This window comes from Streptomyces sp. PSU-S4-23, from assembly GCF_055632315.1.
On record NZ_JBVMUU010000002.1, the window covers coordinates 2,454,885 to 2,474,928 of the forward strand.

Annotated in this window: 16 protein-coding genes; 9 read left to right on the forward strand and 7 right to left on the reverse strand. The window is 72.5% G+C overall.

Annotation, left to right across the window (positions count from 1 at the left end):
- The first annotated feature begins 396 nt into the window (after window positions 1-396).
- On the forward strand, window positions 397-810 hold the full coding sequence (locus ACZ79I_RS11910) for an aggregation-promoting factor C-terminal-like domain-containing protein (protein ID WP_471496769.1): 414 nt from the start codon (window positions 397-399) through the stop codon (window positions 808-810).
- A gap of 281 nt (window positions 811-1,091) precedes the next feature.
- A complete protein-coding gene (locus ACZ79I_RS11915) occupies window positions 1,092-2,720 on the forward strand; it encodes an IS200/IS605 family accessory protein TnpB-related protein (protein ID WP_471496771.1) in 1,629 nt (542 codons plus the stop codon).
- Window positions 2,721-2,726: 6 nt separating this feature from the next.
- Here the strand turns inward: ACZ79I_RS11915 and ACZ79I_RS11920 are convergent, their stop codons facing one another.
- Window positions 2,727-3,896 (reverse strand): steroid 3-ketoacyl-CoA thiolase, encoded by a 1,170-nt coding sequence (locus tag ACZ79I_RS11920; protein WP_471496772.1) that lies wholly within the window; start codon window positions 3,894-3,896, stop codon window positions 2,727-2,729.
- 261 nt (window positions 3,897-4,157) lie between these two features.
- On the opposite strand from ACZ79I_RS11920, the gene ACZ79I_RS11925 reads away from it, so the two are divergent.
- On the forward strand, window positions 4,158-5,393 hold the full coding sequence (locus ACZ79I_RS11925; protein WP_471496774.1) for a cytochrome P450: 1,236 nt from the start codon (window positions 4,158-4,160) through the stop codon (window positions 5,391-5,393).
- A 247-nt stretch (window positions 5,394-5,640) separates the two neighbouring features.
- On the opposite strand, the gene ACZ79I_RS11930 is transcribed toward ACZ79I_RS11925, so the two are convergent.
- Entirely contained in the window at window positions 5,641-7,029 is a 1,389-nt protein-coding gene (locus ACZ79I_RS11930) for a glycosyltransferase family 39 protein (protein WP_471496775.1), read from the reverse strand.
- A gap of 375 nt (window positions 7,030-7,404) precedes the next feature.
- The gene (locus ACZ79I_RS11935) at window positions 7,405-9,453 is read right to left on the reverse strand and encodes a bifunctional glycosyltransferase 87/phosphatase PAP2 family protein (RefSeq protein WP_471496777.1); all 2,049 of its coding nucleotides are present in this window, start codon (window positions 9,451-9,453) and stop codon (window positions 7,405-7,407) included.
- A gap of 286 nt (window positions 9,454-9,739) precedes the next feature.
- Between ACZ79I_RS11935 and ACZ79I_RS11940 the strand changes: the two genes are divergently transcribed.
- Window positions 9,740-10,414, forward strand: a complete 675-nt coding sequence (locus ACZ79I_RS11940; protein WP_471496779.1) for an O-methyltransferase — start codon at window positions 9,740-9,742, stop codon at window positions 10,412-10,414.
- Window positions 10,415-10,429: 15 nt separating this feature from the next.
- Here ACZ79I_RS11940 and ACZ79I_RS11945 read toward each other — a convergent pair whose 3' ends face one another.
- Entirely contained in the window at window positions 10,430-10,825 is a 396-nt protein-coding gene (locus ACZ79I_RS11945) for an FHA domain-containing protein (RefSeq protein ID WP_471496780.1), read from the reverse strand.
- A gap of 117 nt (window positions 10,826-10,942) precedes the next feature.
- Between ACZ79I_RS11945 and ACZ79I_RS11950 the strand changes: the two genes are divergently transcribed.
- Window positions 10,943-11,347 carry a DnaJ family domain-containing protein gene (locus ACZ79I_RS11950; protein WP_471496782.1) on the forward strand — a complete coding sequence of 135 codons (405 nt, stop codon included), beginning with the start codon at window positions 10,943-10,945 and terminating at the stop codon, window positions 11,345-11,347.
- A gap of 124 nt (window positions 11,348-11,471) precedes the next feature.
- Window positions 11,472-11,963: a GNAT family N-acetyltransferase gene (locus tag ACZ79I_RS11955; protein ID WP_471496783.1), complete on the forward strand. Its 492-nt coding sequence runs from the start codon at window positions 11,472-11,474 to the stop codon at window positions 11,961-11,963.
- 72 nt (window positions 11,964-12,035) lie between these two features.
- Here ACZ79I_RS11955 and ACZ79I_RS11960 read toward each other — a convergent pair whose 3' ends face one another.
- Window positions 12,036-14,132, reverse strand: coding sequence for an MDR family MFS transporter (locus ACZ79I_RS11960; RefSeq protein WP_471496785.1), 2,097 nt, complete (start codon window positions 14,130-14,132; stop codon window positions 12,036-12,038).
- A 234-nt stretch (window positions 14,133-14,366) separates the two neighbouring features.
- Between ACZ79I_RS11960 and ACZ79I_RS11965 the strand changes: the two genes are divergently transcribed.
- Complete coding sequence (locus tag ACZ79I_RS11965; protein WP_471496787.1) at window positions 14,367-15,503, forward strand: peptidoglycan-binding domain-containing protein; 1,137 nt, start codon at window positions 14,367-14,369, stop codon at window positions 15,501-15,503.
- 77 nt (window positions 15,504-15,580) lie between these two features.
- Here ACZ79I_RS11965 and ACZ79I_RS11970 read toward each other — a convergent pair whose 3' ends face one another.
- Both ACZ79I_RS11970 and ACZ79I_RS11975 read right to left on the reverse strand, forming a co-directional pair.
- Window positions 15,581-16,240 carry an HAD family hydrolase gene (locus ACZ79I_RS11970; RefSeq protein ID WP_471496789.1) on the reverse strand — a complete coding sequence of 220 codons (660 nt, stop codon included), beginning with the start codon at window positions 16,238-16,240 and terminating at the stop codon, window positions 15,581-15,583.
- A 294-nt stretch (window positions 16,241-16,534) separates the two neighbouring features.
- Window positions 16,535-17,116, reverse strand: a complete 582-nt coding sequence (locus tag ACZ79I_RS11975) for a TMEM165/GDT1 family protein (protein WP_471496791.1) — start codon at window positions 17,114-17,116, stop codon at window positions 16,535-16,537.
- A 392-nt stretch (window positions 17,117-17,508) separates the two neighbouring features.
- Between ACZ79I_RS11975 and ACZ79I_RS11980 the strand changes: the two genes are divergently transcribed.
- Together ACZ79I_RS11980 and ACZ79I_RS11985 are read left to right on the forward strand one after the other, a co-directional pair.
- Complete coding sequence (locus ACZ79I_RS11980; protein ID WP_471496792.1) at window positions 17,509-18,153, forward strand: HNH endonuclease family protein; 645 nt, start codon at window positions 17,509-17,511, stop codon at window positions 18,151-18,153.
- Between the two features lie 78 nt (window positions 18,154-18,231).
- Complete coding sequence (locus ACZ79I_RS11985; RefSeq protein ID WP_471496794.1) at window positions 18,232-19,878, forward strand: DUF7800 domain-containing protein; 1,647 nt, start codon at window positions 18,232-18,234, stop codon at window positions 19,876-19,878.
- The last annotated feature ends 166 nt before the right edge of the window (window positions 19,879-20,044 follow it).

The following is a 20,044-nucleotide window of genomic DNA, read 5'->3' on the forward strand; positions in this document are numbered from 1 at the left end:
TGGGTCACACTCGGGCCGGCCCGTCTATGGCCCGGGTCACACCGTTTCGTCGCGGTCCGCATCCACCCCTCGCGCTCCGTGACCCAAACCGTGAGGAGCCCCACGTGACGGAGGTCACCTACGAGGCGGGGTCGTAGATCCAAGTTCATGACATGCACGCGTCGATCACCCCTCTGACCTGGGGAATGAGAGCCAGGTCACACAAGCGACTTTCGTCGCGGATGCGACCACAACTAGTAAAAGGGGTCATTGCGGACGTTCGGCGCAACTGCTTCTCTGGATCCCGTCGCCAGGCGCCGACAAGCCCCACCGGGCCCGACGCCACGGCAGGCCCCCACCGCCTCCGCGTGGTTCCGGCATGCCGCGACGCCCCGTCCCCGATCGAAAAGGTGCCTCGTGTCCGTCTCCTTCATCCGTCGCATCGCCTCCCCGAAGAAGGCCATCGCCGCCGCCGCCGTCGCCGCCGCCACGACCGGCATGGTCCTCGCCTCGGCCCCCGCTCAGGCCGCCACCACCTCGGCTTCCTCCGCGCAGACGATCGCGCACAAGATGATCCCGGACTCCGCTCAGTACGAGGCATTCAGCAAGATCGTCTCCCGTGAGAGCGGCTGGAACGTCCACGCCACCAACTCGTCGTCCGGCGCCTACGGCCTGGTCCAGGCGCTGCCCGGCTCGAAGATGGCGTCCGCCGGGGCCGACTGGAAGCACAACCCGGCCACCCAGATCAAGTGGGGCCTGGACTACATGAACTCCCGCTACGGCAGCCCCGTCAAGGCGTGGAACTTCTGGCAGACCCACCACTGGTACTGATCGGCCCCACCCCCGACAGCCCCGACAGCCCCGAAGGCGGCGGTCCCCCGGACCGCCGCCTTCGGGCACCCGCGCGAACGCACCGGAAGCACGGGCGGGGTTGGGAACTGCTTCCGGTGGACAGCGCTTGGGCGCGTGCCGGTGTGCATGAGTGAGCATCGATGGCCGAGTGACCGGCTTTGGTGAGGAACGGGAGTTCCTACGTCGAATGCGTGACCTTCGCGGGTGGTGTTCGTTGAGTGGGGTGGCAGGGTCCTTGGGCACCGGGCGGGGGTGGGGGCATGGGCGGTTTGCGCGAGGTGGCGGCTTCGTTCGTGGTGCCCGGTCCGTCCGGGGTGGCGGTCCGCGGCAGTCTCAAGGGGCTGACCGCGCAGGACGGGAAGGTCCTGCGCCTGGTCGGTGGTCTGCTCGGCTCGCTGGCCTGCCGTGACCTGAAGGCCCGTTGCGCGGCCGGGCCGGGCCATGACAGCGGGCAGTGGGCGCAGCGCAAGCGTGCGTTGACCCAGGAGTCCTCCTCACGCTGGGCGGGCAGCATCACCAAAGCGACACATGACCAGTGGGCGCTGGCCCGGCGTGGACAGCTCGCCCACGTCCAGGGCCTCGAAGCAGGTGTCCGCACGGTCGCGCACCGGCTCTCGCTGCCGGTGGGGGCGAAGGGTTCCAAGGGCTCGGGGGGCGGTTACCGCTCGAAGCGGGAGTGGTTCGCCAAGTCCCGGCGCCTGCACGTGCTCCTGGACCGGCTGGAGCGTGAACGTGCGGAGCGCGAGGCCGGGTGCGTGCGTGTGGTGCGCGGTGGCAGGAAGCTGCTGCGCACCCGGCACCACCTCGAAGCCGCCCGGCTGACCGAGGCGGAGTGGCGGCAGCGGTGGGAGGCCGAGCGCTGGTTCCTCCAGGCCGATGGCGAGTCCGGGAAGCGGTACGGGAACGAGACCATCCGCGTGGCCCCGGACGGTGGGATCAGCATCAAGCTCCCGGCGCCGCTGGTGGGTCTGGCGAACGCGCCGCACGGCCGGTACGTGCTCGCCTGCCGGGTCGGGTTCCGGCACCGGGGCGAGCAGTGGGCCGATCGCGTCACCGCACACCGCGCTGTCGCCTACCGCATCCACTACGACGTCGGCCGTCACCGCTGGTACCTGACCGCCTCCTGGCAGATCCCGCAGGTGACGGCCGTGCCGTTGGAGGCGGCCCGTGCAGGCGGGCTGATCGGTGTGGACATGAACGCCGACCACCTCGCCGCTTGGCGCCTGGACGTCCACGGCAACCCGGTCGGTGAGCCCCGCAGGTTCGACTACGACCTGTCCGGCACCGCACCGCACCGCGACGCGCAAGTGCGGCATGCCCTCATCCGGCTCCTGCACTGGGCCGAGCACCATGGGCTGGCCCTCGCGATCGAGGACCTGGACTTCGCGGCGGAGAAGACCCGGGAGAAGCACGGGCGGCGCAAGCGGTTCCGCAGGTTGCTCTCCGGGATGCCCACCGCGAAGCTGCGCAGCAGGCTGGTGTCCATGGCCGCCGAGTTCGGCATCACCCTGGTCGCCGTCGATCCCGCCTACACCAGCCGCTGGGGTGCCCAGCACTGGCGGCAGCCCTTGACCACCACAACACGCAAGACCACCCGCCATCAGGCTGCCGCCGTGGCGATCGGAAGGCGCGCCCTGGGACACCCGGTCCGGCGACGGACGGCACCGCCCCCACACGACCAGAGCGATCGTGCGGGGCATCGGACCGTCCAGGCCCGACCGGGTGTCCCGGGGCGTGAGGAAACCCGCCCCCGCATCCCCGGACCACGGACACGATCCGCTGGCGCCGGATGCGGAGCGAAAGCGGGCGACCAGTGGGCCCACAACCGTTCGGGGCACACGGCTGAGCACCAGTCCTGGCAACAGGACTCACTCCCGCTCAGTCTCTAGGAACGGTCAGAGGCGCTGGATGATCGTCCCGGTGGCCAGGGCACCGCCCGCGCACATCGTGATGAGCGCGAACTCCTTGTCGGTGCGTTCCAGTTCGTGCAGGGCCGTCGTGATGAGCCGGGCGCCCGTCGCACCCACCGGGTGCCCGAGGGCGATCGCGCCGCCGTTCACGTTCACCTTCTCCAGGTCCTGTCCGAAGACCTGCGCCCAGCTCAGCACCACCGACGCGAACGCCTCGTTGATCTCCACGAGGTCGATGTCCTTGAGGGACATCCCGGCCTTGCCCAGCACCGCCCGCGTCGCGTCGATCGGCCCGTCCAGGTGGAAGTGCGGGTCGGCCCCGACCAGCGCCTGCGCCACGATCCGCGCCCTCGGCTTCAGCTTGAGCGCCCGCGCCATCCGCTTGGACGCCCACATGACCGCCGCCGCGCCATCGCTGATCTGCGACGAGTTGCCCGCCGTGTGCACGGCCGTCGGCATGATCGGCTTGAGTGCCGCCAGGCCCTCCATCGAGCTGTCCCGCGGCCCCTCGTCCCGGTCCACCAGCCGCCACATGCCCTGGCCGGCCCGCTGCTCGTCCTCGGTGGTCGGCACCTGCACCGCGAACGTCTCGCGCTTGAAGCGCTCCTCCGACCAGGCGATCGCCGCCCGCTCCTGCGAGATGAGGCCGAGGGAGTCCACGTTCTCCCGGGTCAGACCCCGGCGCCGGGCGATCCGCTCCGCCGCCTCGAACTGGTTGGGCAGGTCCACGTTCCACTCGTCCGGGAACGGCTTGCCCGGCCCGTGCTTGGACCCCGAGCCGAGCGGAACCCGCGACATGGCCTCGACGCCGCAGCTGATCCCGACGTCGATGACGCCCGTCGCGACCATGTTGGCCACCATGTGGGAGGCCTGCTGGGAGGAGCCGCACTGGCAGTCCACGGTCGTCGCCGCGGTCTCGTACGGCAGCCCCATGGCCAGCCAGGCCGTGCGCGCCGGATTCATGGACTGTTCGCCGGCGTGCGTCACCGTGCCGCCGACGACCTGTTCGACGCAGTCGGCGTGGATGCCGGTGCGGCCGAGCAGTTCACGGTAGGTCTCGCCCAGCAGATAGGCGGGGTGCAGATTGGCGAGCGCGCCACCGCGCTTGCCGATGGGAGTGCGTACGGCTTCGACGATCACGGGTTCCGCGGCCATGGGGGGCTCGTCCTCTCCTCGGTCACCCGCGCGGCGCGGGCGTCCCGGCCCACCCGCCACGCAGAACTAGTACGCGTTCTAGTTCTGCGTGCAGTCTGCTGACACCCTGTCCACAACCGCAAGGGTCTTGCAGCCTCGGAAGTCGTGATCTGCACGAATCCCCCACGCAATTCGGGGCGTCGCACCTCTTGCGACTTGTAGAACCCGTTACTACCTTCACGGCAACTTCCTGATGGGCCGTCAGAATGGTGGGAGTCGCCGATGCCCTGTCCAGCGCTGCCCGACGGGTTCGACTTCACCGACCCCGATGTGCTGCACCACCGCGTCCCCCTCCCGGAGTTCGCCGAGCTGCGCCGGGCCGAACCCGTGCGCTGGATACCCCAGCCGGCCGGCCTCGCCGGCTTCCAGGACGAGGGGTACTGGGCCGTCACCCGGCACGCGGACGTCAAGTACGTCTCCACGCACCCGGAGATCTTCTCCTCGTACCTCAACACCGCGATCATCCGCTTCAACGAGCACATCGAGCGCGACGCGATCGACGCCCAGCGCCTGATCATGCTGAACATGGACCCGCCCGAGCACACCCGGGTCCGCCAGATCGTGCAGCGCGGCTTCACACCGCGCGCCATCCGGGCCCTGGAGGAACGGCTGCGCACCCGCGCGTACGCCATAGCCCGGGGCGCCCTCGCCCACCGGGGGCCCTTCGACTTCGTCACCGAGGTCGCCTGCGAACTCCCCCTCCAGGCCATCGCCGAGCTGATCGGGGTCCCGCAGGAGGACCGGACCAAGATCTTCGACTGGTCCAACAAGATGGTCGCCTACGACGACCCCGAGTACGCCATCACGGAGGAGGTCGGGGCCGAGTCGGCGACCGAGATCATCGCCTACGCGATGAACATGGCCGCCGACCGCAAGCAGTGCCCGGCCAAGGACATCGTCACCACGCTGGTGGCCGCCGAGGACCAGGGCAACCTCACCTCCGACGAGTTCGGCTTCTTCGTGCTGATGCTGGCCGTCGCCGGCAACGAGACCACCCGCAACGCGATCACGCACGGCATGCACGCCTTCCTCACCCACCCCGACCAGTGGGACCTCTACAAGCGGGAGCGCCCGGCGACCACGGCCGAGGAGATCGTCCGCTGGGCGACCCCGGTGGTGTCCTTCCAGCGCACGGCCACCCAGGACACCGAACTGGGCGGCAGGCAGATCAGGAAGGGCGACCGGGTCGGCCTGTTCTACTCCTCCGCCAACCACGACCCCGAGGTCTTCGACGACCCGGACCGGTTCGACATCACTCGCGACCCCAACCCGCACCTCGGCTTCGGCGGCGGAGGCCCGCACTACTGCCTGGGCAAGTCCCTGGCCGTGCTGGAGATCGACCTCATCTTCAACGCGATCGCCGACACGATGCCGGACCTCAGGCCGGCCGGCGACCCGCGCCGGCTGCGCTCCGCCTGGATCAACGGCGTCAAGGAACTGCGGGTGACGGCCGGCTGACACGCTCGGGCCGCCGGCTTCCCGGCGCCGTCGGCCCGTCCCGGGGGAGGCAGGGGCATCCCCCTGCGCCCCGCCCCTGCCTCCCCCGGGAATGACGGCGCGCGGCACCCGTCCGGTCGCCCACGGCCGCGCGGCAGCGGCCGTGGGCGACCGGACGGCCGGCTTCGGGCAGGGGCGACCGGACGGCCGGCTTCGGGCGTGCGCCGGTGGGGCACCCCGTCGCCGTTCTCCTGGGCCTGACACACCGTCACCGCACGCAACGCCCCGCTCTGGCATGGACGACGACCTGCGCTCCCCGCACCAGGGTGCGCTCGCAGACCTCGAAGTGCGCGGTCAGCCCCCGCCGTTTCGCCGTCTCCCGGGCGAAGGGGCCGAGCGGCCGACCGGGCGGGTCGGTGAGCACGACGATCCGGTCCGACGCCTCGATACGCCGCCCGATCGTCCCGGCGGAGAGCTCGGTGCCCTCCAGGGTGCCCGAGGCCGCCGGGGACCGGGCGAGCGCCAGATCGTTCAGGCGGCCGTACAGGGACGGGTACGACAGCAGCCACTCACGGCGCCGGGCCGGCATGAACAGGACGGCATCGCCCGGGCGCGCCGACCGCTCGACGGCACGGGCGATGGCCACCACGTCGTCCTTGCGGCTGTCCGGGGAACGCACCAGCACCGACCACGGCCACAGCACCGCGACCGCCACCGCGGCCGCCACCGCGGCCGCCAGACAGTCCGTCAGGGCCCGCAGGGCGGGGGCGAGCCGGCACCGCATCCCCGCCATCCGGTCCAGCACCGCCCCCGCCGGCAGGGCGAGGCCCGTCATGCCGTAGAGCACATACCGGTCGACGTACCAGGGCTCGACCAGGGACACCGTCATCAGCAGGCCGGCCGGGGCCACCAGCGTCGGCAGGGCGAGCGACACCAGGGTCGTCGTTCCGGGGCTCCCGCCGCCGCGCACGAGGAACCGGCACAGCAGCGCGCCCGCGGCCGAGATCGCCAGAAACTGCAGCCACATCGCCGGACCAGGGCGTCCGAGCCAGCCCAACTGCCGTGCCGCCTGCCCCGCGCTCAGCACCGCCAGGGGCAGCAGGCCCACCAGTACCGCGGCCGAAGCGGCGGCCCAGCGCCGCCACACCCGGTGCGGCACGCGCAGCCGCCACAGGGTCAGCGCGTGGGCCACGAGGACCAGTGCGGCGAACTCGTGCAGCCAGCAGGCCAGGGCGAGAACCGCCGCGTACGCCGCCCACCACCGGCCGCGCGCCGAGGCGGTCCCGCGCAGGAAGAGGTACGCGGACCAGGTCACGCCCGCCGTGACCAGCGCGTACGAGCGGCCCTCCTGGGCGTACTGCTGCGTCGCCGGTAACAGCACGAAGACGAGCCCCGCGAGAACACCGGCCCGGTGTCCGGCCAGCCGCGCGCCGATCGCCCCGACTCCCGCCGCCGCCACGGCCGTCGCGACGGTCGACGGCGCCCGCAGGGCCATCAGCCGGTCGTCCCACACCGCGAACACGGTGTGCATGAGGGCGTAGTACAGCCCGTGCACGGCGTCGACATGGCCGAGCAGGGCCCATAGCCGGCCCCACGAGCGGTGCGCCACCTGGTAGGTCACCGACTCGTCCCGCCACATGCTGTCGCTCCGGTCCATCCCCCACAGCCCCAGGCAGAGCGCGGCCAGGGCCGGGAGGATCAGCGGCGCCGTCCGTCCGGGCGCGCCGCCGCGCCGGGCCGCCGCCCGCGGGGTGGTCCGCGGGCCGCCGCCGCGCCGCGGGTGCGCCAGATCAGGATGCCGGCTGATGATGTCCTCCCGAGAGGTCGAGGTCCCGCTCGTGCGTATCCGTCCGGACCGTGCCGACGACCCCGCCGTCGCGCCGCGTGAGGTGCTCGACGGCGTCTCCTCCTCGGCCTGCCGGACCGCGATCCGGGCGCCCTGTACCGCGTGTCGCGCCTGCCGGCCGGGCGCGACACCCCGTGCCTCGGCGCTCGGCTCCGAGGAAGACCACGCGGCCTCCCTTGTGGCTCCCTATCCGGGAAGCCCCTGGGCCTTCGCATGCCCCTCGGTCGGCAGCCGTCCGGCGGCGGGCCGGCGTTCGCCGTCCGGGCCGGCGGCGACCACCGCCCGCGGCCCCGACAGCAGACGGGTGAGCGCGAAGCCCGCGCCCACCACGGCAGCGCCGCCCACCGCGTCGAGCACCCAGTGATTGGCGGTGGCCACGATCGCGGAGAGCGTGAACAGCGGGTGGAGCAGGCCCAGCGTCTTCATCCACCGTCGGGGGGCCAGCACGGCGATCACGACGCCGCACCACAGCGACCAGCCGAAGTGCAGGGACGGCATGGCGGCGTACTGGTTGGTGACCGCCGTCATCACCCCGTAGTCGGGCTTCGCGAAGTCCTGCACACCGTGCACGGTGTCGATGAAGCCGAATCCCGGCATCAGCCGCGGCGGGGCCAGCGGGTAGAGCCAGAAGCCGAGGAGGCCGAGCAGCGTGGCGAAGCCGAGCGCGGTACGCGCCCACCGGTAGTCCGCCGGCCGCCGGGAGTAAAGCACGGCGAGCGTCGCCAGCGGAACCACGAAGTGGAACGACTCGTAGTAGAAGCCCAGGAAGTGCTCCAGCCGCGGCGCCGTCACCACGGTGTGGTTGGCCCAGTGCTCGATGTCGATGGAGAGGTCCCTCTCCATCGCGTGGATCTCGTGGCCGTGCGCCTCCGCGGTGGCCCGGCTGCCGGTCGCGGTCAGCCGCACCCAGGAGTAGGCGGCGTAGCAGACCCGGATCAGCAGCAGCTCGAACAGCAGGTTGGGGCGGCTGAGCACACGACGCCGGAACCGGGACAGCGGCACCCGGGAGGGACGGGCCGGGGCGTACACGGCGGGCCGCGGCGACCGGTGGGCGGGGGACGCGCGGTCCGGGAACGGCAGCGCGCAGGCGGCGGCCAGCGCCGCCAGCAGGATGACGTTGTCGCGCAGCGGGTGCAGTGCCGCCACGTTCGGGATCAGTGCCTTCGCCGGCAGCGTCATCACCAGAACCACGGCCAGCGGCCACACATACCGGTCACAGGTGCGGCCGCCGGCCCGCCCGACCGCCGCGAGCAGCACCCACAGCAGCTGGTGCTGCCAGGTCGTCGGCGACACGGCGACCGCCACGCAGCCGGTGACGGCGACCGCGAGCAGCAACTGGCCGTCGCGCGCGTACCGCACGGCGCGGCGCAGGCCCACGGCCGCGACGGCCGCGCCGAGCACCAGGAAGAGGCAGATCTCCAGCGGTCCGGTGAGCCCCAGCCGCAGCAGCGCGCCGTGCAGGGACTGGTTGGCGTGGTCGTCCGCCTTGCCGCCGAGGCCCACGCCCGCCAGATGGTGCACCCAGTAGGTGTACGAGTCGCGCGGCATCGCCGCCCAGGCGAGCGCGGTGCACAGCGTGAAGGTGACGGCGGTCGAGGCGGCGGCCCGCCGGCGCCCGGTGAACCACAGCAGCGGCGCGAACAGCAGCACGGTCGGCTGCAGGGCCGCCCCGACCCCGATCAGCACACCGCTCCGGCGCTCCCCGCGTGCCACGAAACAGCCGAGCAGGACCAGCAGCACCGGGATGATGCTGGTCTGTCCCAGGTGGATGGTGTTGCGCACCGGGAGCGACAGCATCAGCAGGCTGATCGCCATGGGCGCGGCGAGCAGCGAGGTCCGCCGGCTCACGGGCTGCGGCAGGGCCCGCGCGGCGATCAGGCCGAGCGCCACGACCAGCAGGAGCGTGCCGAAGGTCCAGGCCCAGCCGAGGGCTTGTTCAGCCGATCGGGTGAGCGGTTTGAGGACGAGTCCCCCGAAGGGGGTACCGGTGAAGCGGGTCGACTCGTACAGCGAGCCGTTGAGGTGCAGCACGCCCCCGGCGCCGGCCCAGGTCTCCAGATCGGTGAGGCGGTCGTTCCTGGGGGTGTGCAGGACCACGGCGATCTGCCGGGCCGCGAGGACGGCGGTGAGCAGCCACATGCCGAGGCGGACCGCCGCCAGTCTCGATGTCGTCGTCCCCGAGGCCCCCGCTCCCAGGGCACCGCCCATCTGCCCGCTGTGTTCCACGTTCGCCACGCCCCGTCGGCCCTCCCGCCGCGTTCGTCCCGTGCGTCCCCTTTGCCCGGATGACGATAGTGGGCGTGCAGACCGGTTCCGTCCCCGCTGTGCGGAAGGGATCACACGAATGCCCGAGAGACCCACAACCGCCTCCGCCGCCGGTGCACGTACCCCGATCGGCTGACACCCTCCTCGATCGGGTGATCTCCGCGGCTGCGGTGCCCCGCCCCGGCTATATTCGTTAGCGACTCTATTTAGTCCGTCTAACTGCTCTCTGTCCGGACACACCGGAAAGGCATGATGCATGAGCACGGCACAACAGCTCTGGGACGACGTCGACGCCTACTTCACCTCCCTGCTCTGCCCCGCCGACGAGACGCTCACCGCGGCGCTGCGGGACAGCGACGCGGCCGGGCTCCCGGCCATCAACGTCGCACCGAACCAGGGCAAGCTGCTCCAGCTCCTCGCCCGGCTCCAGGGCGCGCGCCGCATCCTGGAGATCGGCACGCTCGGCGGCTACAGCACGATCTGGCTGGGCCGCGCCCTGCCGGAGGACGGCCGGCTGATCACGCTCGAGTACGACGCCAGGCACGCGGAGGTCGCCCGCCGCAACCTCGCACGGGCGGGCCTGGACCGGATCACCGAGGTGCGCGTCGGCCCCGCGCTGGAGTCGCTGCCCAAGCTCGCCGAGGAGCGGCAGGAGCCGTTCGACCTGGTCTTCATCGACGCGGACAAGGCCAACAACGCGCACTACGTGGAATGGGCCCTGAGACTCACCCGCCCCGGCAGCCTGATCGTGCTCGACAACGTGGTGCGCGGCGGCCGGGTCACCGACGCCGGCAGCGAGGACCCCAGCGTGCGGGGCACCCGGGCCGCGCTCGAACTGATCGCCACGCACCCGGGACTCAGCGGCACGGCGGTCCAGACGGTGGGCACCAAGGGCCACGACGGCTTCGCGCTGGCGCGGGTCGTGGGCTGAAGCCGCCGGGCCCCGCTACACCTCGTGGAAGAAACCCACGTTGATGCTGCGCGGGCCCGTGCGGTCCTGGACGATCAGCTCACCCGAGCTGCCGCGCGGGAGCATGGCGGTACCGCCGTAGGGGAGGGACTGTGCGGGGAGGCCGGCCAGGGTCAGCCGCACCTCGGAGGAGGGCTCGACGTGCGAGCCGCGCAGCCACGTGACCTGCCAGCCTCCGTCCTGCCCGCACAAGAACTCCAGGTGGACGCGTGAGACGAACAGCCAGTCGTCCGGAGTGGCCAGCCGGCACACGGACTTGTCCCTGCCCACCCGCAGCACGGAGCCCGGCTCGCTCGGCGCGTCGGCCATCAGCATCCCGGCCGTCGCCCCGGCGTCCGCCCCGGACACCGAGGCCATGGTGAGTTCGAGCACGTGCGCTCCTCCTGAGTGCGGCGGTCAAGTGGTACGCGGCCGGACGGTTCGGCCTACCGCTGCGGAATGATAATTCGCCCGATCATCCCGTCGGGTGACATCCGGCACAATGGATCCATGACCGAGCGCAAGCCACCCGGCATCAGCTTCGAGTCCTATGTCGACCAGCAGATCCGCGACGCCGAGGCGCGCGGGGAGTTCGCGAACCTCCCCGGCGCGGGCAAGCCGTCACCGGCCCTCACGGAGACGGAATACGACGAACTGTGGTGGATCAAGCGGAAGATGGCCCGCGAGGGGATGGGGGTCCTGCCGCCGACGCTGGAGCTGCGCAAGGAAGCGGAGGACACCTTGGCGGCGGCCGCGGTGGCGCCGTCCGAGCCGGCGGTGCGCCGGCTGGTCGAGACCCTCAACACGAAGATCCGCGCCATGATGTTCCAGCCGCCGCCGGGCCCGCCGCTGGGCCTCAAGCCGTACGACGTCGAGGAGATCGTCCGGGACTGGCGCGAGCGCCGACAGGGCTGAGGGCCCGGCAGGGGCACGGGCCCTGTAGCTGTGCGGGCCGGGCCGCCCGGCCCCGGTCCGCGCACGGCGGCGCCCCCGATATCCGGTTGCGTGCCCCGCCCGGTCCCTCCCGACAATGTCCGGCATGACCTGGACCGTCACCCCGGAACGCTTTGACTCCCCCGTCGCCGCCGCCCTCTGGCGGGCGTACTACACGGAGGTCAGCGACCGCTGGTACCTCCTGCACGAGGGGCGCCGCACGGACCCGGCCGAACTGGAGCGGGAGATCGCCGCGGACACCGGCGCCTATCTGGCCCCGCCGGGCGGGGTGCTCCTGGTGGCGCGGTACGAGGGCGCCCCGGCGGGCACCGCGGGCGTGCGCCTGACGGACCCGGACACGGCCGAACTCAAGCGGGTCTTCCTGTACGAGGAGTGGCGCGGCAAGGGCGGCGCCCCGCTCCTCGTGGCCGCCGCCGAGGGCGCGGCCCGGGCGCTCGGCGCACGGCGGATGGTGCTCGACACCCGGCACGACCTGGTGGAGGCCCGCACCCTGTACGCCCGCCTCGGCTATGCGGAGACCGAGCCGCACAACGACCAGCCGTACGCGGAGCACTGGTTCGGCAAACGGCTGTCCTGACCCGCTCTTCGGGCCTGCTCCTCGGGCCTGCTCCTCGGGCTGAAGCCCGACCGCGGCCTTCCGCACCACGTCTCAGCCCGGGTGCCGGGGCGAGCGCGTCCCCGCGCCCTCGTGCGGGCGTTCCGCGTCCGAGCCGCACAACTCCCCGTTCAGTTCGTGGACCAGCTTGATCAGATCGGTCGGGCGGTCCGGCCCCCACCAGTCGCCGAGCAGCTCGGCCAGGGACTCCTCGCGGGCGGCGGCCAGGCGTTCGGCGACCTGGCGGCCCTCCGCGGTGAGGACGAGGTCGAGTCCCTCACGCACCGCCAGATGCCGCTCCTCCACCTGCCGTTCCGCGGCGAGGACGACGTTCAGCGGGACCGCGCCGCGCTCGGCGAGCATCCCCGGCTCGGCCCAGCCGTACTTCTTCATCCGCAGCAGCAGCCAGCTCGCCGCGGGCAGCAGGTCGCACCCGGCCCGTCGGGTGATCTTCTGGTAGATCTCGTGCCGCCCCTCCCGCGAGCCGAGCACCGACAGCGCCCGGCACACCTCGTCGTACGACGAACGCTGCACCGGGTTGCTCGCCAGCGTCTCCGTCACGTCCGGCGCGGTCACCGAGCCGCGCAGCCGGTCCTCGCGCAGGAACCACGCCAGCACGAAGCCGAGGAGGGCGACCGGGGCCGCGTAGAGGAAGACATCGGTGATCGACGACGCGAACGCGTGCAGGACGGCGGGCCGCAGGGCGGCGGGGACGGCCGCGATGCCGCGCGGGTCGGCCTTCAGGGTGTCCGCGGTGACACCGGCCGGCAGCGGGCGCCCGGCGAGCGCCGCCGTGAGCCGGCCGCCGAGGCGGCCGGCGAAGACCGCGCCGAAGACGGCCACCCCGAACGAGGCTCCGATGGAGCGGAAGAAGGTGGCGCCGGAGGTGGCCACGCCGAGGTCCTCGTAGGCCACGGCGTTCTGCACGATCAGCACCAGGACCTGCATCACGAGGCCGAGGCCCAGCCCGAAGACGAAGAAGTAGCCGCTCATCTCCGCGGTGCTGCTGTGTTCGTCGAGGCGGTGGAGCAGAAGCAGGCCGATCGTGGTGACGGCGGTGCCCGTGACCGGGAACACCTTCCACCGGCCGGTGCGGCTGACGATCTGCCCGGAGGCGGTCGAGGACAGCAGCATGCCCGCCACCATCGGCAGCATGTGCACACCGGACATGGTCGGGCTCACCCGCTGGACGACCTGCAGGAAGGTCGGCAGATAGGTCATCGCCCCGAACATGGCGAAGCCGACGATGAAGCTGATGACGGCGGAGAGCGTGAAGGTGCGGATGCCGAAGAGCTTCAGCGGCAGGACGGGCTCGGCCGCCGCGCGCTCGACCGGTACGAAGGCCAGCAGCAGAACGGCGCCGAGGACCACGAGGCCGATGATCTGCGGCGAGCCCCAACCCCAGGTGGTGCCGCCGAGGGAGGCGACCAGCACCAGGCAGGTGGCGACGGCGGCGATGAGGACGGTGCCGAGGTAGTCGATGACATGCCGTTCGGCCTTCCCCGGGATGCGCAGCACGGCCGCGATGACGGCGAGGGCGACAACACCCACGGGCAGGTTGACGTAGAACACCCAGCGCCAGCTGAGGTGCTGGGTGAACAGCCCGCCGAGAAGCGGCCCGAGCACGCTGGTCGTGCCGAAAACGGCACCGAAGAGACCCTGGTAACGGCCCCGCTCGCGCGGCGGGACGATGTCGCCGACGATCGCCATCGACAGCACCATGAGCCCGCCGCCACCGAGGCCCTGGACGGCGCGGAAGGCGATGAGCTGAGGCATGTTCTGCGCCATGCCGCACAGCGCGGAGCCGGCCAGGAAGAGCACGACGGCGGCCTGGAACAGCTTCTTGCGGCCGTACTGGTCGCCGAGTTTGCCCCACAGGGGGGTGGCCGCGGTCGACGCGAGCAGATACGCGGTGACCACCCATGACAGGTGTTCGAGACCGCCGAGGTCGCTGACGATGGTGGGCAGCGCGGTCGACACGATCGTCTGGTCGAGGGCGGCGAGCAGCATGCCCAGCAGCAGCGCGCCGATGGAGACGAGGACGCCGCCGTGCACCTCTTCCCGCCCGGGCGCCGCGTGGTGCCGTGTGACGGCCGCCCCCGCGCCCGCCGCCTCGGCCTCCCCCGTCCTGCCCTGCGTGTCGTCGGTCATGAAGATCTCCCGTGCACGGGCCGTCGGCCCTGGTGCACCCGGGACCCGGGCACTGTGCCCGCACGCCCCGGGGTCACTCGTCCATCCTGCGCTTTCTGCTCTCTCATCCTGATCGGTATGACCGGTTATGGCCTGTTGAGTCCCGATGGGAGGCGGCGATTCCGGGGGTTCCCGGGAGATTGTGTGCGGGAGATCTGCATAATCTCTGCACATTCGGCGGGAGGGGACCCACGCGTGAGCGGAACGAACGGACGGAACTGCCCGGAGTGCGCGGCACCGCGGCGGCCTGACGGCACACCGTCGTGCGCGTGCACCCGACGGGCGTCCGACGCGCTCCGGGACGCGCGCACGGCGGATGCGGCGGCGGCCGAGGACTTCGATCCGCTGCGCATCCGGCCGTATGTGGAGCTGGAGGTCACCGCCTCGGAGACGCAGGCTCCCATGGAGACGCGGGCTCCCGCGGAGCCGGAGGTTGCCACCCCGCGGACGCGGGCTCCCGCATCCCCGGAACCGGCCGGGCGGGAGTCGCCCGGAGGCGCGGCGGCACCGGACGAGACGATGCGGCTCGCCGCCGTGCGGGACGGGTCGGAGCGGGCCGCGGCGCCCGCCGACGAGACGATGCGGCTTGCCGCCGTGACGGACGACGGCACGGCGCGGCGCGCAGCCGCTCCGGCAGGGGGTACGCCCCCAGGGAGCGCACCCGACGAGACCATGCGGCTCACCGCCGTGCCCTCGGCACCGGCCGGCCCGGAGCGGGCGGACGGCACGGCGCCCCGGCGACCGCGGCGCAGCACCGTGCTGCTGGCCGCCGGCGGAGCGGTCGCCGCGGTGGTGGCGACCGCGGGGATCGCCGGCGGGCTGTTCTCGTACGACCCGCCGGAACGGGCCAGGGCAGTGCCCGAGGGCATACGCGCGAGCGTGCCGGAGAAGCCGTCGGACGGCCCGACGACACCGGCGCCCGCTGCGCCCTCGACCACACCCTCGGCGAGCCCTGCGCCGTCACCGAGCGACAGCCCGTCGCCCTCGGCGTCGCCGTCGGCGGCGTCACCGAGCCCGTCCCCCTCGGCCACGGCGAGCCAAGCGCCGCCCGCACAGGCCACCGCACCGCCCACCGCCACGGTGTCACCGACCACGGGCGGGATCAGCGCCCCGGTACTGCGCCCCGGCGACAGGGGTCCCGAGGTCACCGAACTGCAGCTGCGCCTGCGCCAGGTGGGCCTGTACTTCGGTCCTGCGGACGGCGACTACGGCAGGCAGGTGGAGTACGCCGTCCGCAACTACCAGTTCGGCCGCGGCATCCGACAGGACGCACCGGGGGTGTACGGGGCGGCGACGAGGGCGAGGCTGGAGTCGGAGACGACCCAGCCCTGAGGCCCGCGGAGCTGACGCCCCGTCGGCCCAGCGACCCAGGAGCCGTGGTCCGGTCGGTGGTCCGGTCGGTGGTCCGGTCAGCCGATGTGCAGGGAGATCCCGCCGTCCGCCGTGCCCGCCGCGCGCACCTGCGTGAGGTCCCGGACGAGGGCGTCGGGGCGGTGCGCACGGGCCCGGGGGCCGACGCCGACCACTCGCATCCCGGCGGCGCGCCCCGCGGCGATGCCCACGCCGGAGTCCTCGAAGACGACGCAGTCCTCCGGCGCGACGCCCAGTTCGGCGGCGCCCTTGAGGAAGCCCTCGGGGTCCGGCTTGCTCGCGCCCACGCACTCGGCGGTGATCCGCACGTCCGGCGGCGTCAGCCCCGCGGCCGTCATGCGCGCGGTGGACAGTGCGACGTCCGCGGAGGTGACGAGGGCGTGCGGCAGCCCGGCGAGGGAGGCGAGGAAGGCGGCGGCGCCGGGAATCTCGACCACGCCGTCCATGTCGGTGGTCTCCTCGGCGAGCATGCGGGCGTTGTCGGCGTGGTTCTGCTCCACGGGGCGGTCGGGCAGCAGTACGGCCATCGAGGCGTGGCCCTGCCGGCCGTGCACGACCTTCAGCACCTCGTCGGCGTCCAGCCCGTGCCGCTCGGCCCAGCGTCGCCAGCAGCGCTCCACGACGGCATCGGAGTTGACGAGGGTGCCGTCCATGTCCAGCAGCAGGGCGCGGGCGGTGAGAACGGTCGTGGCCGTCATCGGCAGGGCTCCAGGGCGCGGGAAGGGGACCGGCGGGGCCCCGGGGAGACAAGGCGGCCCCGCCCACCGGTCAGGGAGGTGCGGGCGGGAGCCACTTTGTTCCTACACGATACAAAACTGCCGCCCATCCCGCCACCGCTTCCGACCTGCATCGACGCAGCCCCCTCCGAGACGGACACCGCAGGGACACCCGCCGGTCACCGCCGGGCGGCCGGAGGGACACCGCGAGACCCGTCCGGCGGCCACCACCCCGCCCCGCCCCACCCTGACCCCACCACGTCACGTCACGTCACGTCACGCGGCCACGGCCTCGTACAGGCTCCACACCCCGAGACCCGTCATCAGCGACACCGCCACCTTCGTGATCAGCCGCAGCGGCACCCTCTTCATCAGCGCCCTGCCGCCGACGATCCCGAGACCCGCGACCGCCCACAGGGCGAGCACCGCACCGAGACCCACGGACAGCGGCGAGTCGTAACGGGCAGCGAGGTTCGCCGTCATGATCTGGGTCAGGTCCCCGAACTCGGCGACCAGGATGAGCATGAACCCGGCCGCCGACACCTTCCAGAAGCTCTGGTTCTCGGGCCGCCGGATCTCCTCCTCGCCCTCGTCCTTCTTCAGGAGCAGCACGGCGGCCCCACCGAGGAAGAGCACACCGGTGAGCGCGTGCACGATCCGCTGCGGCAGCAGGGTCAGCACGCTGCCCGCGGCGACGGCGAGCGTGACGTGCAGCAGGAAGGCGGCGGCGACACCGGCGAAGACGTACGAGGCGCGGTACCGGGTGCCGAGGACGAGCCCGGCCAGAGCCGTCTTGTCCGGCAGTTCGGCCAGGAAGACGACGCCGAAGGCGAGCGCCAGGACGGTGATGCTGATCAAGATTCCTCAATCGGTCGGGGCCGCCCCGCCGAGAGTGCTTGACTGCTGCGACACCTCGGCACGGCAGCACACGGGTCGCCCGTGCCGTGGGGCACGGGCGTGCACTGCTGGCCGAAGGTCTCGCTGGCGGACCCGTACGGGTCGGCCTCCGGGCGCCGGCTCAGGCGAGCTGAGCAGTATGTCGACGGTCCGGCGAAGAGCTACTCCCCTTCTGCGCCGTCCATGGTAAGCGACCGCCGGACGCCACTCGTGCGACAAAAGTCACGCCGCACCCCTTGTAGCGTCATGTACGCGTCATTAGTTTCTTACCGAAAGCACACCTTCCGGCAACACCCCCTCGCGAGCATTCCCTCGCCCGCAGCTCGACACCCCACCCCACAAGGGAGTTCGTCATGCCCAAGGTCTACGCGCGTCGACGCCTCGGCGTCCTGGCCGCCCTCACCGGACTCATAGCCTCGGTCGGACTCCTCAACGGTCCGACCGCCTCGGCCGCACTCCCCACCCCGGTCAGCGCCGCCACCGCCCGCAGCTACCTTGCCTCGCTCACCGTGGCGACGGAGGACCGCACCGGCTACAGCCGCGACCTCTTCCCCCACTGGATCACCATCAGCGGCACCTGCAACACCCGCGAGACCGTCCTCAAGCGCGACGGCACGAACGTCGTCACCAACTCCTCCTGCGCCGCCACCAGCGGCAGCTGGTACTCCCCGTACGACGGCGCCACCTGGACCGCCGCCTCCGACCTGGACATCGACCACCTCGTGCCGCTCGCCGAGGCGTGGGACTCCGGCGCGAGCGCGTGGACGACGTCCCGGCGCCAGGCGTTCGCCAACGACCTGACCCGCCCGCAGCTCATCGCCGTCACGGACAACGTCAACCAGGCGAAGAGCGACCAGGACCCCGCCACCTGGATCCCGTCCCGGTCCGCCTACGTCTGCACCTACGTCCGCGCCTGGGTGCAGGTGAAGTACTACTACGACCTCTCCGTCGACTCGGCCGAGAAGAGCGCGCTCCAGAGCTACCTCGCGAACTGCTGAGCCCCCGGGCCCTCCGGACCCTCCCCGCTCCCCTCCGTCGCCCCGTACCGTACGGGGCGACGGAGGGGAGTGATCGCCGTGGCGACGAGCCTGCGCCTGGGGCCGCTGCTGAGATACGTGGACGAGTCGTCCGCGACCGTCTGGGTCGAGGCGAGCCGCCCGTGCACCGCCGAGGTGCGCTGCGCCGGCGGCGCCCGCGGCACGGCCCGCACCTTCCAGATCGCCGGGCACCACTACGCGATCGTGCCCGTGGCGGGCCTCACACCCGGCACCACCGAGGCGTACGAGGTGCTGCTGGACGGGACGCCCGTGTGGCCGCTGCCCGACTCGCCCTTCCCGCCCTCCGTGATCCGCACGTCCGATCCCGAGGTGGTCCGCGTCACCTTCGGCTCCTGCCGCTGGGCCGCGCCTCCCGTCGGCGAGAGGGACCGGACGGGTCTGGGTCCCGATGCGCTGGACACGCTGGCGGCGGGCCTCGCCGCCGACCCGGACGCCGAACGCCCCGATGTGCTGCTGCTGTTGGGCGACCAGGTGTACGCGGACGAGACGTCCGCGGCGATCCGCGACCGGATCGCCGCCCGCCGCGGCCTCACCCACCCGCCGAACGGCCAGGTGGCGGACTACGAGGAGTACACCTGGCTCTACCGCGAGTCCTGGCTGGACCCCGAGATCCGCTGGCTGCTGTCCACCGTGCCCAGCTGCATGATCTTCGACGACCACGACATCATCGACGACTGGAACACCAGCGCGTCCTGGCTCGCCGACATGCGCGCCACCTCGTGGTGGCGCGAGCGGCTGCTGAGCGGCCTGATGTCGTACTGGGTCCACCAGCACCTCGGCAACCTGTCCCCGGCCCAGCTGGCCGAGGACCCGCTGTACGCGGCCGTGCGCAGGACCCCGGACGGCACGGACGTGCTGCGCGCGTACGCCGCCCAGGCCGACGCCGACCCCTCCTCGGTCCGCTGGAGCTACCGCCGGGACTTCGGCCGCGTCCGGGTCGTCATGCTCGACACCCGCGCGGCGCGGGTCCTCGACGAGGGCGGCCGGTCGATGCTCGATCCGGCGGAGGCGGAATGGCTGCGGCAGCAGGCCCTCGGCGCGCGTGACACCTGCGACCACCTGCTGATCGGCACCTCCCTGCCCTGGCTGCTCCCCCACCTCGTGCACGACGCCGAGGCGTGGAGCGCCGCCCTGTGCCGCGGCGAGCGCGGCGAGCGCTGGGCCCGGTACGGCGAACGACTGCGCCGCCTGGCCGACTTGGAGCACTGGGCGGCCTTCCCCGAGTCCTTCGAGGCACTGGCGGACCTCGTCGCCGAGGCTGGTACGGGACCGGGCGCCCCGGCGAGCGTGTGCCTGCTGTCCGGCGATGTGCACCACGCGTACATCGCGGAGCCCGAGTGGCCGGGCGGCGGACCCGACGCCCGTGTCCTCCAGCTCACCTGCTCCCCCGTCCACAACTCCGTCCCGCTGTCCATACGGCTCGGCTTCCGCTTCGGCTGGAGCGGCCCGGGACGTGCCCTGGGCCGCCGTATCGCCCGGCACGGCCGGGGCGCGCGCCCCGGCCTCGACTGGCGCCGGACGGGCGGCCCGTGGTTCGGCAACCAGCTCATGACCCTGACCCTGCGCGGCCGTTCCGCGTCACTGCGCGCACTGCGGGCACGCCCGGACAAAACGGGCTCGGCCCGCCTGACGACCGTGGAGGAAACCCACCTCACCGGCCCATGAGACACCGGGCCGACCGTACCGGGGTCCGGGCCGACGGTGCCGGGTCCGGGGTCCGGGGTCCGGGGTCCGGGGTCCGGGGTCCGGGGTCCGGGGTCCGGCTGATGGTGCCATCCTGATTCACCGTCAAGGGCAGGACCCCCGCCGCCATTCGGTCCTGTGCCGACCT

Coding starts and splice junctions, on each gene's coding strand:
- ACZ79I_RS11915 (WP_471496771.1), top strand. CDS start 1,092: ATGGGCGGTTTGCGCGAGGTGGCGGCTTCGTTCGTGGTGCCCGGTCCG.
- ACZ79I_RS11920 (WP_471496772.1), bottom strand. CDS start 3,896: ATGGCCGCGGAACCCGTGATCGTCGAAGCCGTACGCACTCCCATCGGC.
- ACZ79I_RS11925 (WP_471496774.1), top strand. CDS start 4,158: ATGCCCTGTCCAGCGCTGCCCGACGGGTTCGACTTCACCGACCCCGAT.
- ACZ79I_RS11930 (WP_471496775.1), bottom strand. CDS start 7,029: ATGGACCGGAGCGACAGCATGTGGCGGGACGAGTCGGTGACCTACCAG.
- ACZ79I_RS11940 (WP_471496779.1), top strand. CDS start 9,740: ATGAGCACGGCACAACAGCTCTGGGACGACGTCGACGCCTACTTCACC.
- ACZ79I_RS11950 (WP_471496782.1), top strand. CDS start 10,943: ATGACCGAGCGCAAGCCACCCGGCATCAGCTTCGAGTCCTATGTCGAC.
- ACZ79I_RS11955 (WP_471496783.1), top strand. CDS start 11,472: ATGACCTGGACCGTCACCCCGGAACGCTTTGACTCCCCCGTCGCCGCC.
- ACZ79I_RS11960 (WP_471496785.1), bottom strand. CDS start 14,132: ATGACCGACGACACGCAGGGCAGGACGGGGGAGGCCGAGGCGGCGGGC.
- ACZ79I_RS11970 (WP_471496789.1), bottom strand. CDS start 16,240: ATGACGGCCACGACCGTTCTCACCGCCCGCGCCCTGCTGCTGGACATG.
- ACZ79I_RS11980 (WP_471496792.1), top strand. CDS start 17,509: ATGCCCAAGGTCTACGCGCGTCGACGCCTCGGCGTCCTGGCCGCCCTC.